Origin of the sequence: Corynebacterium sp. LaCa78, from assembly GCF_046717505.1 — a bacterium.
GTDB lineage: Bacteria > Actinomycetota > Actinomycetes > Mycobacteriales > Mycobacteriaceae > Corynebacterium.
Genome location: NZ_CP177112.1, coordinates 1,299,900 through 1,315,677, shown reverse-complemented (window position 1 = coordinate 1,315,677; position 15,778 = coordinate 1,299,900). Strand labels below are relative to the sequence as shown.

Genomic DNA, 15,778 nt, shown 5'->3' with positions numbered 1-15,778 from the left:
AGTCAGCCAGACTATCAATGAGTGTTTCGCGCCCAGCCGTCTTGCTCGACTGCGATCCAGGGATTGATGACTGTCTCGCCCTAATGTACTTAGCGGGGCTGCATCACGCGGGCGAGATCGAATTAGTGGGCGTGAGCACGACTGCTGGAAACGTCGCGGTCCAACAGACAGCCGCCAATGCACGGTGGATTTTGGACCTTTGTGGATTGCCGGAGGTTCCCGTCGCCTCAGGGCGGCCGGCTCCGCTCGAAGTAGAGCTGACCACGACACCTGAAACCCACGGTGAGTCCGGCTTGGGTTATCTTTCCGCGCCCGATCACGATTTCGCCGATATTCAGTGGCAGGAGTTGTGGTCGAGCGCCATTGCCCGCAACCCGGGGCTACACCTCATCGTCACCGGGCCGGTAACTAATTTGGCAGACTTCGAGCGGGAGCATGGCGATGCCGTTGCGCAGTGCGGCTCGATTACCATCATGGGCGGTGCCGTTAATTACCGCGGCAATACGACCCCGACCGCGGAGTGGAATTTCTGGGTAGATCCCCACGCGGCAGCACGTCATTTTTCAGCCTCAGCAGAATTGCACAGTACGCTGTGCTCGCTCGAGGTCACCGAGCAATTTCTTATCACCCCAGAGCGCTTGGCAGAAATTCAGGGGCTTCTTGGTACACACCCGATGACGGAAAAATTGCCGGAGATCCTGCGGTTTTACTTCGAGTTCCATCAAGTGCAAGAAGAAGGCTACCAAGCCCAGATCCATGACCTTCTGACCTGCATCATTGCGCTTAAGAAGGTGCCGTTTGAGGCTGTGGATACGACCATAGACGTGGAAGCGGATTCTGCGCTGATGCGCGGTACCAGCGTCGCGGACCTCCGCAACCATTGGGGCCGGCCAACTAATGCCTCTCTGGTGACCAGCGCGGATATTCCAGCTGCTCACCGCGAGTTCGACAGGGCGCTGCGCATCTTGGGCGCGCGTGTTGCTCTAGGCGAATAAATCTTTTACCCTAATCCGCAGCGCATACGCCACATTTTTCCTACGCTGAGGTGACATAGGCTGGGACTACAAGAGCAGTGTGCCCCAATCTCTTTTTCACATTGATGGATTAGGAATACCTCTATGCCTCAGCTTTCTCTTACCCCTGCCCGCCGGGGGATGGTCATCGCGGGCGCCGCGCTCGTCGTCGCCACGTGGATCTACTTGGTGCTTTTCCGCCCAACTGATTGGGAGTCCGTAGCGGGCTCCGCCGAAGCCTTGATCACCCTGGCCGGCTACCTCATCGGTGCGGCCTTGTTGCTCGCCGGCACCGTGCCGTCCCTGCCGGCTCGTACCATCGCCATTATTCCCATCGCGTTGGTTCTCAACATCGTGGTGGGCCAAATCATCGGTTCGAGCGGTATTCCACTGTATATCGACTCCGTGGGAACCATCCTGGTGGCGGCACTGGCAGGCCCCATTGCCGGGCTTGCTACCGGTACACTGTCTTCAGTGGTCTGGGGATTGCTCAACCCGATGGCACTCCCATTCGCCGCCGTTTCCGCGGCTACCGGCTTCCTTTCCGGCTGGGCCATCCAAAAGGGCGCTTTTAGCAAGATCTGGAAGGTCATCGTCAGCGGTGCCATCATCGGCATCATCTGCGGCATGCTCGCCGCACCCGTGGCCGCGTTCGTCTACGGCGGTACGGCTGGTGTCGGTACCGGCGCGCTCACGTCCCTCTTCCGCGAACTCGGCAACTCCTTGATTGCGTCCGTCACGATGCAATCACTTATCTCCGACCCACTGGATAAGGCAGTCGTCTTCCTCATCGTGTGGGCTGCCGTGAAATCCTTGCCTAAGCGCACCCGGGAATCCTTGCAGCCTCGCTAATGTATCGCCTTCACCCGTCGACGGTCCTCACCATTGCTGCGTGCGGTTGGCTACTTATCCTCGCTCTCAATAGCCCACTAGTCTCTGCAGTGGTAGCTGGCGCAATGCTTGCCTATGGCGTGTGGGCCACGAGATCCCTTGCGATCGTCTTGGCCTCTGCAGCGCTCTGTGTTCCGGTGGCCTTATCGATGTTGGTGATCCACGCCCCCTATGGCGATAACCAGCTGATTCCGCTTATTACAAGCGATGGCCTGCTCATCGCCGCCACACTAGCCCTGCGCTTTTTCGCGCTCATGGTGTGCTTCATCGTGGCGATGTCCGTGCTGCGGATATCCGATATTGCGAAATGGCTACAAGTCTCGCGCGCTGGGCACAAAATTGCCTATATCGTTGGTGCTTCACTGCAGTCTTTACCGCAAGGTGCGCAAGCCTGGCGGACCGTCCGCGATGCCAATCAGCTGGCAGGAATCAAGGTGACGTGGCGGAATACCATTTCCCGGGTGGTCATCCCAGTAATTTCGCGCCTCCTGATCCAAGGCACCGAGCGCGGCCACGCCCTTGCCGCCGTGGGCTTTGATGAAGAGGGAACTAGGACCCTTTTGCGGCCGGTACCGGATTCAGCAGTGTCCCGCGTGCTACGCTACATCGTTCCCATTGGAACCATAGGAGTCATGGTCTTTGTATGGATATAGACGATATTCAGCCGAGTAAGGGACGCATCATCCAAGTACTTGTTCCTTCGGATGCCATCGCCGAAAACGTGGCGCAAGAGCTGGGCGAAAAATTCTCATCATCCGCCATCATTGGTACTGACTCCTCCGCGCAGATCAGCTACCTGCGCGATACCTGCATCGAAGAAGTGGTCCTAGGATTAGAAAACCAGGGTGAGGACCCAGCCCGCATGCAGATACGCGGAGAGGAAATGCTCGCGGCGGTGGGCCTAAGCGATTACGCGGAGAAAAACCCCACCCAGCTTTCTGGCGGTCAGACGCGGAGGCTCGCTGCTGCGTGCGTTGCGATCCGCGAGCCCGAGGTGCTCATTATGTGCGAGCCGAGCGCGGGGCTTGACCCCACATCGTTGGCGATGATGGTGCAGCTATTGCATTCGCTGCGAAATACCTGCGTTCTTGCCGTGTCATCCATGCACTGGCCCGAATTGGGCGGGGAGGTCGTAGGAGAGATCCCACAACCTGCCCCAGTAAGCTTAGACGCGATTTCTTCTTATGGGTCCCGGGGATCTCTCGGTCCGCTTACTGCGCGCCGCGGACAAGAAAAGAAGCGGTGGTGGCAATCGGCGAAGCCTTCCGGCAATACCTTTAGCGTCGGACCGGTAACCATCCCCATTCGCGGCGGGGGCGTGACCTGGTTGCGCGGGGCAAACGGTACTGGAAAAACGTCGCTCCTGCGCGCCGCAGCCGGCCTCGACGGGGCACAGCGCCCAGCTGAGCCCCGGGGATTGGTCCTCCAATCTCCTTATGACCAGGTAATATATTCCACTTTGGGGGATTTTGTTCCCGATACCGCGTTACGGCAGCTGCTGGAACTTGATGCCGATGAGCACCCATTGGATCTGTCCGCTTCCCGGCTCAGGCTGGCTCAAACGGCACATGTGGTGGGGATGGGCCACGCAATCCTACTCATGGATGAGCCGGATAGCTTGCTGTCACTAACGGATCGAGCGCTGATGCATCAACTGATTCATAAGGCGCTGGACTCAGGAACGGCAATCGTCCTTACGTGCCATGATCCAGGGTTCGTTGCAGAGATCGCGCAGTATGTCAGCGTCCAGGAAGTAGAACTTTCCAATACCGGCGGCTTGGCAGAAGGTACCAACTAACCGAGTCTGCGTTCAGCTGGCGCCTTCGCCTCCGGCTCCGGCTAAAGATAAGAGAGACGAAGGCTGGTGCGTGGTTAGCGCTGTGGAGACCTAGAACTCCGAATGGATTGCTCCACCAGATCGAGGACACGCTCCAGGCCATCCGTATCCCCTAAGGCGAGCCTATTAATAAACCCATCCATGAAGGTTTCCAAATAGCTCACCAGGGTATCTATATCGACATCGTCTCGCAGGCGGCCTTGTTCCGCGTTGGAAGCGAGGCGGGCGCGGATAGCCTCGTCACGAATGGACTGGTGTTCTTTCCACCGAGCAGCAAACGATGGGTCCGTGCGCAAGAGGGAAGTGATCTCCAGACGCGTGGCAAGCCAATCGTGGCGTTCTGGGTGACGCAACATCTCCCGCATAACCTCGACGAGGCCGTTATTGGCCACCACTTCTGCCTGGCGTGCGGCATCTTCGCGGGCTAAAGAGAGGAATAAGGACTCCTTGTCCCCAAAGTGGTGGAATATGGCGCCGCGTGATTTCCCGGTGGCTTGTTCTAAGAGGCGGACAGTCGCGCCCTCATAGCCATGTTCGGCAAAGCACCGGCGAGCCCCGACGAGAATTTCGTGCCTGCGCCGATTTAACTCAGATTCACTCACGATTGGCATGGTGAGGTCGTCTCCTTTTAGGAATGATTAATGCTTCAAGTTAAGTATGTTCTGAAACGAACATAGAACGACAATGAAAAAACGCGGGGCCGCAGAGCCCTCTACGGGAGAGAGCGGTGCGACCCCGCGTCATCAAGCTCAGCGACGAGCACTAAGCCCAAAAAGCTTAGTACTTTTCCGTCGCATTAAGTGGCTTAGTTCTTCACCATCTGGCGCAGCACGTACTGCAGGATACCGCCGTGGCGGAAGTACTCTGCCTCACCCGGGGTGTCGATACGTACGTTAGCGTCGAACTCGACAGCGTCGTCGGAGTCCTGCTTGGTAGCGGTGACGTGAACGGTCTTCGGGATGGAGCCGTCGTTGAATCCGGTGATGCCTTCGATGTCGAAGGTCTCCGTGCCATCCAGGCCCAGGGACTCGTGGGACTCGCCCTCAGGGAACTGCAGCGGGATAACGCCCATACCGATGAGGTTCGAGCGGTGGATGCGCTCGAAGGACTCGGTGATGACTGCCTTAACACCCAGGAGGTTGGTGCCCTTTGCAGCCCAGTCACGGGAAGAACCGGTGCCGTATTCCTTACCAGCGATAACGACCAGTGGAATGCCGGCTTCCTTGTAGTTCTCGCATGCATCGTAGATGTATGCCTGCGGTGCGCCCTCTTGGGTGAAGTCGCGGGTGTAACCACCGGTCTCATCCACCAGCTGGTTAGCCAGGCGAATGTTGGCGAAGGTACCGCGCATCATGACCTCGTGGTTACCGCGGCGGGAACCCAAGGAGTTGTAATCAGAGCGGGACACGCCGTTCTCATCCAGGTACTGCGCGGCCGGGGTGCCCGGCTTGATGGCAGAAGCAGGGGAGATGTGGTCGGTGGTGACGGAATCGCCCAGCTTCGCAAGAACGCGAGCGCCCTTGATGTCCTCAACCAGGTCTGGTTCGGTCGGCATGCCCTCGAAGTACGGAGCCTTGCGGATGTAGGTGGAGTCCTCATCCCACTCGAAGGTCTCGCCCTCTGGAACATCCAGGTTGCGCCATGCATCGTCGCCCTTGAAGACGTCGGCGTAGTCGGCCTCGTACATCTCGCGGGAGATGGCGGACTGGATGGTGTCCTCGATCTCCTGCGGGGTAGGCCAGATGTCCTTCAGGAAGACATCGTTGCCGTCTTCGTCCTGACCCAGCGGCTGGTTGTCGAAGTCGAAGTCCATGGTGCCGGCAATAGCGTAGGCGATAACCATGATTGGGGATGCCAAGTAGTTCATCTTGACGTCCGGGGAGATACGACCCTCGAAGTTGCGGTTACCGGACAGAACTGCGGTAGCTGCCAAGTCGTTCTCGTTGATGGCTGCAGAAACTTCCTCTGGCAGCGGGCCGGAGTTACCAATGCAGGTGGTGCAGCCGAAGCCGGACAGGTAGAAGCCCATAGCCTCGAGGTCCTTCCAGAGGTCTGCACGCTGGAAGTAGCCATCGACAACCTGGGAACCAGGCGCACAAATGGTCTTGACCCATGGCTTGGAGCGCAGGCCCTTTTCGGCGGCCTTACGTGCAATCAGACCAGCACCCACCATCACGGATGGGTTAGAGGTGTTGGTGCACGAGGTGATGGAGGCAATGGCCACCATGCCGTGGTCAAGGGTGTACTCGCCGCCGTTGTCAGGTTCAACGGTGATCGGGTTGGAGTGACGTCCCTTAGCGCCAACCGCGGCGGATTCGCCGTGGCCCTCGCGAGACTTGTTCAAGCCACCGGTGACATCATCGTCGCCAGGCGCGCCGCCCTCACCGGACATGCGCTTAGCCTCAACGGAGGAGTCGTCGACGCATACTTCGTCGGTGGTGTAGTTGGACAGGTCCTTACGGAACTGCTCCTTGGCCTCCGAAAGAAGGATGCGGTCCTGCGGGCGCTTCGGGCCGGCGATGGACGGCTCAACGGTGGACAGGTCGAGTTCGATGTACTCGGAGTACTCCGGCTCCGGAGTGTCCTCTGCTAGCCACATGCCCTGGGCCTTGGCGTACTGCTCGACGCGGTCGATCTGCTCTTGCGGGCGACCGGTGAGCTCGAGGTACTTGGTGGTCTCTTCGTCGATGGGGAAGATGGCCGCGGTGGAACCGAACTCTGGCGACATGTTGCCGATGGTGGCGCGGTTAGCCAGCGGGACGGACTTGACGCCGTTGCCGTAGAACTCTACAAACTTCTGGACAACGCCGTGCTCACGCAGCATCTCCGTAATGGTCAAGACGACGTCGGTTGCGGTAACGCCGGTCGGGATTTCGCCGGTGAGCTTGAAGCCGACGACCTTCGGGATGAGCATCGATACCGGCTGGCCAAGCATGGCAGCCTCTGCCTCGATGCCGCCAACACCCCAGCCCAGGATGCCCAGGCCGTTTTCCATGGTGGTGTGGGAGTCGGTACCGATACAGGTATCCGGGTATGCCAAGCCCTCGTTGTCAAAGACAACGCGGGACAGGTACTCAATGTTGACCTGGTGGACAATACCGGTTCCCGGAGGAACAACGCGGAAGTTGGAGAAGTTCTCAGCACCCCAACGCAGGAACTGGTAGCGCTCTTCGTTGCGCTGGTACTCGATTTCAACGTTCTTCTCAAGAGCGTCGGTGGAGCCAAAGGCCTCAACGATGACGGAGTGGTCAATAACCATCTCGGCCGGGTTTAGCGGGTTAACCTGGTCTGGCGTACCGCCAAGAGCGGAAACGGCCTCACGCATGGTTGCGAGGTCGACGACACAGGGAACACCGGTGAAGTCCTGCATGAGGACGCGGGCTGGGGTGAACTGGATTTCAGTATCCGGTTCGGACTTTGGGTCCCAATTGGCGAGGGCCTTGATGTGGTCCTCGTTTACATTCTTGCCGTCCTCATTGCGCAGCAGGTTTTCTGCCAGCACCTTGAGGGAGTACGGCAACTTCTCCATGCCAGGAACCGTGTTGATGTCAAAGTAGTCGTAAGACTTACCGTTGACATCAAGGGTCTTCTTGGCGTCGAAGGAGTTCAAGCTTTCAGTCACAGGGAGCTCCATTCCTTGTTGATAAACAGTCTGTTCTGTTTTGTACTCGCCGCCTACTGGAGTTGCGGGATAAGCAAAAGGTGCGCGACCACATAGTGGTCGAGACGAAGCCATGGGGCCCGCAGTGCCAAAGACGGCAAAGAACGCGATGGTTCACCTATTTATTGTAGAGGCAAAAACCTTCCGTTGCGTCAATTGTAACGGGACAAGCGTTCTGTTTAAAGCTTTTAGTCGCACTCGGCGCGTTTACTGTGTAGGCGGCGGCGGTAACCATTATCTTTAATGAAGAACGACTGAGGAATATGCGCAGTGCATAACCCCCGATCTCGGGTGCACGAGTCTCCGTGATAGGGAAATAGAGGGAAGAGGATTGAATGGTTCCGGGTGATGTGGACGTCCCGCGGCTGGCTCAGCAGCTCAAGCAGGATGGCGTGGCTTATTCCGCACCCTCCCTGGAATCGGATACTCAGCTGAACGCACACGTCGCAGAGCAACTGCGTGAGGGTGACGGGGTTGCCGTGGTCGATGTCTTTGTCTCCAAGGCCGCCGACGCGCGCGACATTGCACAAGAGCTCTATGATGCTACCGATCTGCACACTGTCATCGTGCAGACCCCGCGCCATGTCTCCTCGGTTAGCGAGAACTATAGCCGTGCGGATATTGAATCTTCCCAGGCGCAATTAAAACCGGGACTTAACCAAGTCGATCTTGTGCAGCAGTACTATGCAGGGCTTGAGCAAAGTAGCTTTCCAATGGTCGCCGTCGTCGCAGTCGTCGCCATACTCGCCCTACTTTTCGGCGGTTTAAGTTATTGGCGCGCCTCCCTTCACCGCGAACTTCGGGGATAAGTAGCTGCCATTCAGGAGGGCGCGGGTCCGGGGAGAGTGGACGTATCAAGGCGTCCAAACGTATCCAACTTCTAGCTATGTTTGTTCGAAAAAGTAGAAGAAAAATTCCATTTTTTCAGCGCTCGGCGCGCCCCAGAACCATCCGCCGAATCGAGCTAAATTTTGCGGCCGCATGAGCGTCGTGGCGTACCACACCGAAGGGACTCGCGGTGCCCGCCCTGAGATTTATAGAAAATGATGTTCAGGAATTGGCGTGATTCATCGGCCTCCTTACGGGCACCCCTCGGGTGACTCCGGGTCGCTGCGGATGAAGAAAACTGTGGTTGCCTAAAAGGTCAGGGGAGCGGGGGAGGGGTCAAAGTAAAGGTTTAGTGGTTGACTTGAGTTGGGGGAGTGGTTCTAGAGCTGCGAAATGGCTCCGAATTGGTTACAGCTCGGGGCGCAAGACCCTCGAAATACGAAAACCAAAGTGATGAACATCACAATAACGGGATGGTAACAAAATTATTGCAGGTTAGGTACGACTGTTGCGTCATGTGGTTTAACTTGACTCCACGTAATTAAGTGGAATGTGTGCGAAAAGGGCGTGTCGTGACGTATGGTTCGAGTGTCGACCCAAGGGACATGAATATCTTCTTGAGTTCATGGGCTTAGCCTTGACGGTCAATTGAAGATTCGCACGGGTATGTGGGGAAGCACGCCTCGCGGGAATCGAGGAATTGGCGGTTCTTGGAAGTCAATGAACCACGGAGCGAACTCTCGAACGGGAGAGTAGAAAATCTTTCACTTGAGCGATGACAATGTTCGAAAAATAAACATCAACCCACCTTCCTTAAAAGTGGTGAGACGAGTTCGCTAGAGTTCCGTTGTGTGGGTATGCGGGTGTTGTTCTTTGTCGAGCCCTTCGATATTGGATTCCCGGAGAAGCGGAATCCAGGCACGAGGTTCGCGAGGAGCGCAGTCGGGTACGTGCAGAATGAGAGAATGAGGGAACCGGAATCACACTAGGGCCAGCATCGTGTGGCCTGTTCATGGTTTGTGGCCGCTTGCCCTCGCACGGAAGAGTACGCGAATAAAGCTGTACATCCACTGCGCCGCGGCGAGTTGCGCCAAGGATCATAGGGCAGTTCTCACTGTGCCAAGCGCAGCGTGCGAAGGGGCTTGGACTCTTCCAGCAACCCAAATTCACCGCACGCCACAACTGGAGCTCTATGAAGATGCGCCAATCCTAGATTGGAACTGCAATGGGTGAGTAGTAGATGCTCCCTGCAGTGCTAAAGCGCTCACGCTCACAGTAAACCGCGTAGGACACGTGGAGAAAGTGCACCATACATGTCGCTGGTATGGGGAAATAGTAGCGATTGTTGGGCATTGAGTCGTGAGGCTACTGAGCTCAAGCATCAGTGCATAGAGCTTTAATAGACGTGCGCAATCCCTAGGTGAAGTCTCTACTTTTCGGGCTCATGTGCCGCTTACCTCCTGGAGCTAAGGGCTGGCAGGGCGATAACGCATACCCATAAGCCTTTGGGTGTGCGGCTATCGGATTCGGAATATCGCAACGAAGACTCTGAGCTTGCTGCTGTGCGAAAATGCGCAAGCTTCAGTGTCTCGGGCATTCCTATGCCCAAGTGCGGTTCATGGTGTCCCAATCTTTAACAGGAAGGTGGTCCAAACAAGGAGAATTCCAGTGGCCACCATTCGTCTACCGCGCATCCGACATGTTCGCGCAACTATAGCTGCAGTCGCAGGTGCCGCAGCGCTATCGCCCCTGATGTCCATCGCTCCCGCGGGAGCAGATGAGCACCCCGATCCCGCCCAAGCCGGCGCGGTTGAAAAAATTCCAAGCGCCGGTGCAGATGACTCCATTGCCCGCGCTGTATCAAACGTTGATGCTCAGCAGCGGGACGTAGAACAGCTGCGGCGGCTCCTCGCCCAGGCGGAGGAGCAAGCGGCGGCCGCGACGGAGCGCATCGCCCAGCTTTCGGACGATCCTGAGCTTGCGGACGATGCGGCAGAGCTTGACCAAGCTTATGCCGATAAGCGCGCAGCCGAATCGGCAATGGTAGAGCACCGCCGTAACTTGGCCCAGCGGGAAGCTCAAATGAATGCCACCCGTAACTTCGCCGAGGCGTCTTTTGCTCACCAGCAGCAGGCGGTGGAGGTATCCCAACAAGGCGACCTTTCAAAGGTGCAAAATCAAGATAATAACCTTGATTTTAAGGTAGATGGGGATGTGTTTGCCGATGCTCCCGTCAAGTCAAAAGACTTGAATAAAGACAAGGCTCAAAACTTTACCGACGAAATCGTTTCCGACGAGACTCCGCTACCTGAGGCGACTAATAACGACGTCGGTTCGGACGAGCAGGCGGATCCGGCGACCCCGAAGGCGGAGTTCGGCACTGCGCTTAACCAGGGGGCAACCCCGTCCTTTAACACGGTGGACTATGGCACCGGATCCTCGGCATCGGACGTTATGGACGTCGCCGGGGAGCTCGCCGCATCCGTCGACCAAGACGATGTGCGAGCACTGATGGAGGGATCTGCAGACTTGTTGGGGATTGGCAGCCCGAATACGGCGCCATCGGCAAGCACTGATCCTTCCGCCACCGGTCAAGGGTCCGGAACGCCATCCAACCCTGCTTCGGGCAATAGCAGCCAGATTGAGGCAGTGATCGCTCGCGCAGAATCCGTCATCGGCACCCCATACGTGTGGGGCGGTGGCGACAACAATGGCCCAACTGGTGGCCTCCGGGACGGCGGCATCGCCGATAGCTTTGGCGACTACGGCCGGAGCGGGTTTGATTGCTCTGGATTGACTAAGTACGCGTTCGCCGCAGCGGGCCTGGACCTTCCGCACTACACCGGCGCGCAGTACCAGATGGGCAATAAGGTTTCGCGCGACAATTTGCAGCGCGGCGATCTCATCTTCTACGGCGCCGGCGGCAGCCAGCACGTTGCGATCTACTTGGGCAATGACCAAATGATTGAGGCCCCGCAGTCTGGGCAGAACGTACAGGTCTCCCCTGTGCGCTGGGCTGGTGCGACCCCGGATGTTGTGCGCCTTCTCTAATTCTTAGCCTTGTGGTTGCTACTATTTAGGGCATGATTGACGCACAGCATCCTGCCCAAAAATTCGACGCCCTCCTCGTTCTTTCTTTCGGTGGCCCGGAAGGAAACGAGGAGGTCGTTCCGTTTTTAGAGAACGTTACGCGGGGCCGCGGAATTCCGCGCGAGCGCTTAGAAGTAGTGGGCAAGCACTATTACCACTTTGATGGGGTAAGCCCGATCAACGGGTTGAATCGGGAAATTATCCATAACGTCGAAAGCGAGCTGAAAAAACGCGGACATAATCTACCGGTTTATTTTGGCAATCGAAACTGGCACCCCTTTGGTACGGCTACCGCAGAGAAAATGGCGGAAGAGGGGATCCGCTCGGTGGCCGTCTTCGCCACCTCCGCTTGGGGCGGCTACTCGGCGTGCAGGCAATACGATGAAGACATTGCTGCGATGCGGCAACACCTTGCAGATAAGGGTCTACCAGAAATCGAGTTCACCAAGATTCGACAATTTTATGATCACCCCAAGTTCATCGCGGAGATGGTCGATGCCGTCGCCGAGGCCTGGCGGCGTATCCCCGCAGAGAAAATGGACAGCGCGCGTATGCTGTTTACAGCCCACTCCGTGCCGAATGCACACGATAATGTCGGTGGCGCCGATGGGGACAAGAACCTCTACTCCCGGCAAGTAGCCGAAGCCTCCCGATTGGTTGCCGAGCGCGCCGGAATCTCGGATTATGACCTGGTCTGGCAATCGCGCTCCGGCAACCCGAAGACGCCGTGGCTGGAACCAGACATCGTGGACCACACCACCGCAATCCATGACCACGACGGCGTAGACGCCGTGGTGGTGTGCCCCATCGGTTTTATCTCCGATCACATGGAGGTCATCTGGGACTTGGATTCTGAGCTGCAAGCCGCTGCCGATGAGATGGGCGTACAGGTCGAACGCGCCCGTACCGCTGGCCCCTCCCAGCGGTTTGCGGGCATGGTCGTGGATCTGGTGGAAGAACTCGAACAGGGGAAACCGTGGGAGACCAGCGGGAATGTCACCGTTCAGGGGTGTACCACCAACGGCGCGCCTTGCGCTGCGGGCTGCTGCGATATCCGCGCTCACTAAGGGGCCGGCGAGCCTGCTCTAGCGGGCGAATTCCGCTGCCGAATAAGCCACTCCCGTCATCCGCGCCTGCCGGATATGGCGCCACAGCCGGAGAAGCTCCGGATCGAGGCTGTGATCGTTGATCCTATCCGTGACGGTTTCGATGATCGCGGCAACGCGGTCCGCGCGCGCAAAGAGCTTTGCAGCCCGTGGCGGGGTGGCCGGTGGCAGGCCGGGCGTGTCATAGAAATCGCTCAAGGTGCCCACCGTGAGCCGGGGATTAGAAAGGGCGGTGGACTGGTAGCCGGTGGCCGTAATGAGATCGGCGGATTCATCCGTTGCCTTAGTCAACAATGCGTCCGCCTCGCCGGGGCTTAGCCAGGCAGGCGAGGGCAGCGGCTGATCCTCGCAGATCACCTGCCATGCCGTGTGGGCTCGACGGGGATGGGGGATGAGAACGAGCGAGACTTCCGGATTATTGGTGCGCACCACAATGGAGCCCGCTGAACTTTGCGCGGCCGCACGGGCAGACTCTGAGCCCGCAGGAAGCGCCGGCGCTTCACCCGGCCCGGATAAAATGAGCCGGAGGAGAGGCTCCCCGCCCGCGCCTGGCTGAGAGGTGAGCTCTTGCGTTTCGGCGCGCAGCAGGGCGAGCAAATCGATGAAGGGGGATTCATCGAAGCATTCGGGGCGCCCGCCCAGTTCCGTCAATGCATCGAGCAGCTCATCTGTTGTCTCATGTCCCCACAACCACGCAGCGAGCCAGATGGCGGAGTTTTGGAGAGGGGACCACACTTCGGCGCGCATATCCATGGCGAGCAAGTGTAGTAGATAGACTATCGGGCCATGAGTTTAGATCCTTATGGCGGAGATATTTTTGCTGGGCACCGGCGCAGCAAGCCCACCCAGTATCCAGAAGTGCCGGCAGAGCCGGGCATGGTGGTAGAAGTGCGTGGTGATGATTTCGTGGGCGCCGTTTTAGGCGTGGACAAGACCGTCTTTGGCGAGGTCGTGCGGCTAGAGGACCGCCACGGTATCGAGCGAGTATTTAACCTCATTAAGGGCGGATTCTTAGTAGAAGGCCAGCCGGTGACGCTCACTCGGTATGTGCCCAAGCAAGCACCCCGCAAATCGAATTCGGGCTCTAGGCGGGTAGAAAACGTGGAGGCCAAGGTAGCAGCGCCATCGCGCATTTGGGTCGAGGGCGTCCACGATGCCGCCATTGTGGAAAAGGTGTGGGGTCATGACTTGCGTGTAGAAGGCGTGGTCGTGGAATACCTAGAAGGCTTGGACAACCTCGAAGAAAGGCTGGCCGAGTTTCAGCCTGGCCCCGGTCGCCGGGTCGGCGTGCTCGCGGACCACCTAGTCAAGGGGTCGAAAGAAACGCGAATGACTGAGTCAGTGGGAGAGCACGTTCTAGTCACCGGCCATCCCTTTGTGGATATTTGGGCGGCAGTAAAACCGCAACGGGTAGGCCTGCAAGCATGGCCGGAGGTACCGCGCGGTGAAGACTGGAAGACCGGAATCTGCCGCCGCGTGGGGTGGTCCGATCCCTCCGATGGGTGGCGCCACGTTTATAACGCGGTCCATTCTTTCTGGGATTTGGACTCGAGCCTTATCGGGGCGGTCGAGCGGCTGGTGGATTTTGTGACCACGCCGGAGCTGCGCAAATCAGACCTTGTCTAAGCCGCCGCGGGCCGAGCTTTCTGGCCCTAGGCTAGATTGGCCCGTTCAATGAGGTTGACCGCCAGTTGCCACCCGGCCATCTCGGCGCTCCAGCCCGCAGCCTGCAGCCTTTGGGACATCGCCTGTTTGGAAATGCCCAATTCTTCCGCGGCCTCATTTTGATTGAGCCCCGCCCGTACGAGCGAGGTCGCCTCGCGGCCCTCGATAGTGCGCTTATTCAGCACGTATCCAATGAGCGCGAAGGCGGCGGCGATATCGCTTGCCTCCGCGGAACGGCCGCGCTTATTGAGCTTGGTGTAGACCTGCCCCATGCGCGCGGAATTTTTCAGCGCCGCGGTGGCCACGTGGCGCGCGCTGTCCTCGTCTGCCTGGTTGCCGGGGCTGATGCCGATGCCGATGGCCCAGTCGCCATCGGCAAGCAATGCCATGACGACCTCACACACCGCGGTGGCGGAATCGACAACGGCGCAAATATCCTCCACGCCAAGGACGTGAAACTCGCCGACGCCCTCGAGGGTGGATAGCGCGGCGGCCGAGCGCTGCACGAGCTCAGCGCGGCGCACGGAACGTCCACGGTAGCGGGCATGGACAGCGAGCACGAGGATCCTCCTTTATCGCGAGCAGTTCGTTACAGTCTACCGCTTAACCTTGACTGGACGGGAGTCGGCAGGCGCGAATCGAGTACAAGCCCGCCGATGCCGGCGAGGGCAAAGACCATAAAGGCAGCGATGATCCCAGGGCTGGCTGTACCGGTAAGCGCATCGCCGAAAAAGACGCCGATGGCCGTGGTAGGAATTGAACCTACCAACGTAGCGACCGTAAAGTGCGAAACGCTGATGGGGGTAAGCGCGGCGACGTAGTTGAGGAGGCTAAAGGGTACCCCCGCCACCATGCGCAGGGAAGCGATGGCCAGCCAACCGCGCCGCTCCAGGTGGGCATTGATGGTATAAACCGCGGGGTGGGCAAGGTGTGGCCTGATCCATTCTCCGAGCAGGCTGCGCACAATCAGCAGCGATAATACGGCCGATATTGTGAGCGCGAATAGCGAGATGGCAAGACCCTGCCAGGGGCCGAAAAGGATGCCAGCCGCAACCGTCCAGATGGTCCGGGGCAGGGGAAATTGCGTAAATATGACATAACCTAGCGTGAAAGCGACCGGAAACCACGCACCAAGGTGTGCCGCGGCCGTCCGCATCTGGGAGAGATCGGGAATGTCGAGCCAGATAAAAAGCGCAACTCCAGCAAACGCGAGCGCGATGATGAGCGCCCAGCGTCGCGGTGACCACGCGCGGATTGAGCCCCACGCAGAGTGGGCGAGTTGAACGCAGAAGCTACCAAAGCTGCGTATCCAATCCCGGAAAGTGGTCATGCGTTCGTATCGTAGTCGGCGGGGCAGGGCTGATAGAAAAGAACTGTACTTATAGAAAAATCTCGAGGCACCGTAGGAACGATGTCTCGAGACTTCACAGAGTGCCCGGAGGGGGACTTGAACCCCCACGTCCGTTAATAGGACACTAGCACCTCAAGCTAGCGCGTCTGCCATTCCGCCACCCGGGCAGGGTGTTTGCAACCTCTCGGTTGGGCACCTCGAAACTTTATCGTGTTCGTCCATTGGAATACAAATCGCCAGGTATACGCTCATAAATCGGACGATTGCATGGTGGAGAAATACACTCTTGTAACTTGGGCGGCCGCAGCGCCTAGGTAGGAGCACGGTAAGAAGGCG

Annotated in this window: 13 protein-coding genes and 1 tRNA gene; 8 read left to right on the top strand and 6 right to left on the bottom strand. The window is 58.3% G+C overall.

What is annotated here, in order from left to right; translation table 11 throughout:
- The first annotated feature begins 17 nt into the window (after positions 1 to 17).
- The 4 genes from ACLI1O_RS06350 (at position 18) to ACLI1O_RS06335 (ending at position 3,702) form a co-directional block, all read left to right on the top strand.
- Positions 18 to 995 carry a nucleoside hydrolase gene (locus ACLI1O_RS06350; RefSeq protein ID WP_239268158.1) on the top strand — a complete coding sequence of 326 codons (978 nt, stop codon included), beginning with the start codon at positions 18 to 20 and terminating at the stop codon, positions 993 to 995.
- Positions 996 to 1,118: 123 nt separating this feature from the next.
- Positions 1,119 to 1,865: an ECF transporter S component gene (locus tag ACLI1O_RS06345; protein WP_126319066.1), complete on the top strand. Its 747-nt coding sequence runs from the start codon at positions 1,119 to 1,121 to the stop codon at positions 1,863 to 1,865.
- The gene (locus ACLI1O_RS06340) at positions 1,865 to 2,557 is read left to right on the top strand and encodes an energy-coupling factor transporter transmembrane component T family protein (protein ID WP_239268156.1); all 693 of its coding nucleotides are present in this window, start codon (positions 1,865 to 1,867) and stop codon (positions 2,555 to 2,557) included. The genes ACLI1O_RS06345 and ACLI1O_RS06340 overlap by 1 nt, the downstream gene beginning before the upstream one ends.
- Positions 2,548 to 3,702, top strand: a complete 1,155-nt coding sequence (locus ACLI1O_RS06335; protein WP_239268154.1) for an ATP-binding cassette domain-containing protein — start codon at positions 2,548 to 2,550, stop codon at positions 3,700 to 3,702. Before ACLI1O_RS06340 ends, ACLI1O_RS06335 begins: the two co-directional genes overlap by 10 nt.
- A 74-nt stretch (positions 3,703 to 3,776) precedes the next feature.
- On the opposite strand, the gene ACLI1O_RS06330 is transcribed toward ACLI1O_RS06335, so the two are convergent.
- Both ACLI1O_RS06330 and can read right to left on the bottom strand, forming a co-directional pair.
- Positions 3,777 to 4,352 (bottom strand): TetR/AcrR family transcriptional regulator, encoded by a 576-nt coding sequence (locus ACLI1O_RS06330; RefSeq protein ID WP_239268152.1) that lies wholly within the window; start codon positions 4,350 to 4,352, stop codon positions 3,777 to 3,779.
- 194 nt (positions 4,353 to 4,546) lie between these two features.
- Positions 4,547 to 7,363 (bottom strand): aconitate hydratase, encoded by a 2,817-nt coding sequence (gene can / locus ACLI1O_RS06325; RefSeq protein WP_239268150.1) that lies wholly within the window; start codon positions 7,361 to 7,363, stop codon positions 4,547 to 4,549.
- Between the two features lie 374 nt (positions 7,364 to 7,737).
- On the opposite strand from can, the gene ACLI1O_RS06320 reads away from it, so the two are divergent.
- The 3 genes from ACLI1O_RS06320 (at position 7,738) to ACLI1O_RS06310 (ending at position 12,387) form a co-directional block, all read left to right on the top strand.
- Positions 7,738 to 8,211, top strand: coding sequence for a DUF6676 family protein (locus ACLI1O_RS06320; protein ID WP_239268148.1), 474 nt, complete (start codon positions 7,738 to 7,740; stop codon positions 8,209 to 8,211).
- Positions 8,212 to 9,898: 1,687 nt separating this feature from the next.
- Positions 9,899 to 11,281: an NlpC/P60 family protein gene (locus ACLI1O_RS06315; protein WP_284771900.1), complete on the top strand. Its 1,383-nt coding sequence runs from the start codon at positions 9,899 to 9,901 to the stop codon at positions 11,279 to 11,281.
- Positions 11,282 to 11,313: 32 nt separating this feature from the next.
- The gene (locus ACLI1O_RS06310) at positions 11,314 to 12,387 is read left to right on the top strand and encodes a ferrochelatase (RefSeq protein ID WP_284771899.1); all 1,074 of its coding nucleotides are present in this window, start codon (positions 11,314 to 11,316) and stop codon (positions 12,385 to 12,387) included.
- A gap of 18 nt (positions 12,388 to 12,405) precedes the next feature.
- Here ACLI1O_RS06310 and ACLI1O_RS06305 read toward each other — a convergent pair whose 3' ends face one another.
- A complete protein-coding gene (locus tag ACLI1O_RS06305; protein WP_284771898.1) occupies positions 12,406 to 13,179 on the bottom strand; it encodes a hypothetical protein in 774 nt (257 codons plus the stop codon).
- A gap of 33 nt (positions 13,180 to 13,212) precedes the next feature.
- Between ACLI1O_RS06305 and ACLI1O_RS06300 the strand changes: the two genes are divergently transcribed.
- Complete coding sequence (locus ACLI1O_RS06300) at positions 13,213 to 14,052, top strand: DUF3097 domain-containing protein (RefSeq protein WP_284771897.1); 840 nt, start codon at positions 13,213 to 13,215, stop codon at positions 14,050 to 14,052.
- A gap of 26 nt (positions 14,053 to 14,078) precedes the next feature.
- On the opposite strand, the gene ACLI1O_RS06295 is transcribed toward ACLI1O_RS06300, so the two are convergent.
- The 3 genes from ACLI1O_RS06295 to ACLI1O_RS06285 form a co-directional block, all read right to left on the bottom strand.
- Positions 14,079 to 14,651 (bottom strand): hypothetical protein, encoded by a 573-nt coding sequence (locus tag ACLI1O_RS06295; RefSeq protein ID WP_005282991.1) that lies wholly within the window; start codon positions 14,649 to 14,651, stop codon positions 14,079 to 14,081.
- Positions 14,652 to 14,680: 29 nt separating this feature from the next.
- The gene (locus tag ACLI1O_RS06290) at positions 14,681 to 15,421 is read right to left on the bottom strand and encodes a TVP38/TMEM64 family protein (protein WP_411706774.1); all 741 of its coding nucleotides are present in this window, start codon (positions 15,419 to 15,421) and stop codon (positions 14,681 to 14,683) included.
- Positions 15,422 to 15,523: 102 nt separating this feature from the next.
- Positions 15,524 to 15,609 (bottom strand) — tRNA-Leu (locus tag ACLI1O_RS06285).
- Positions 15,610 to 15,778 lie beyond the last annotated feature (169 nt).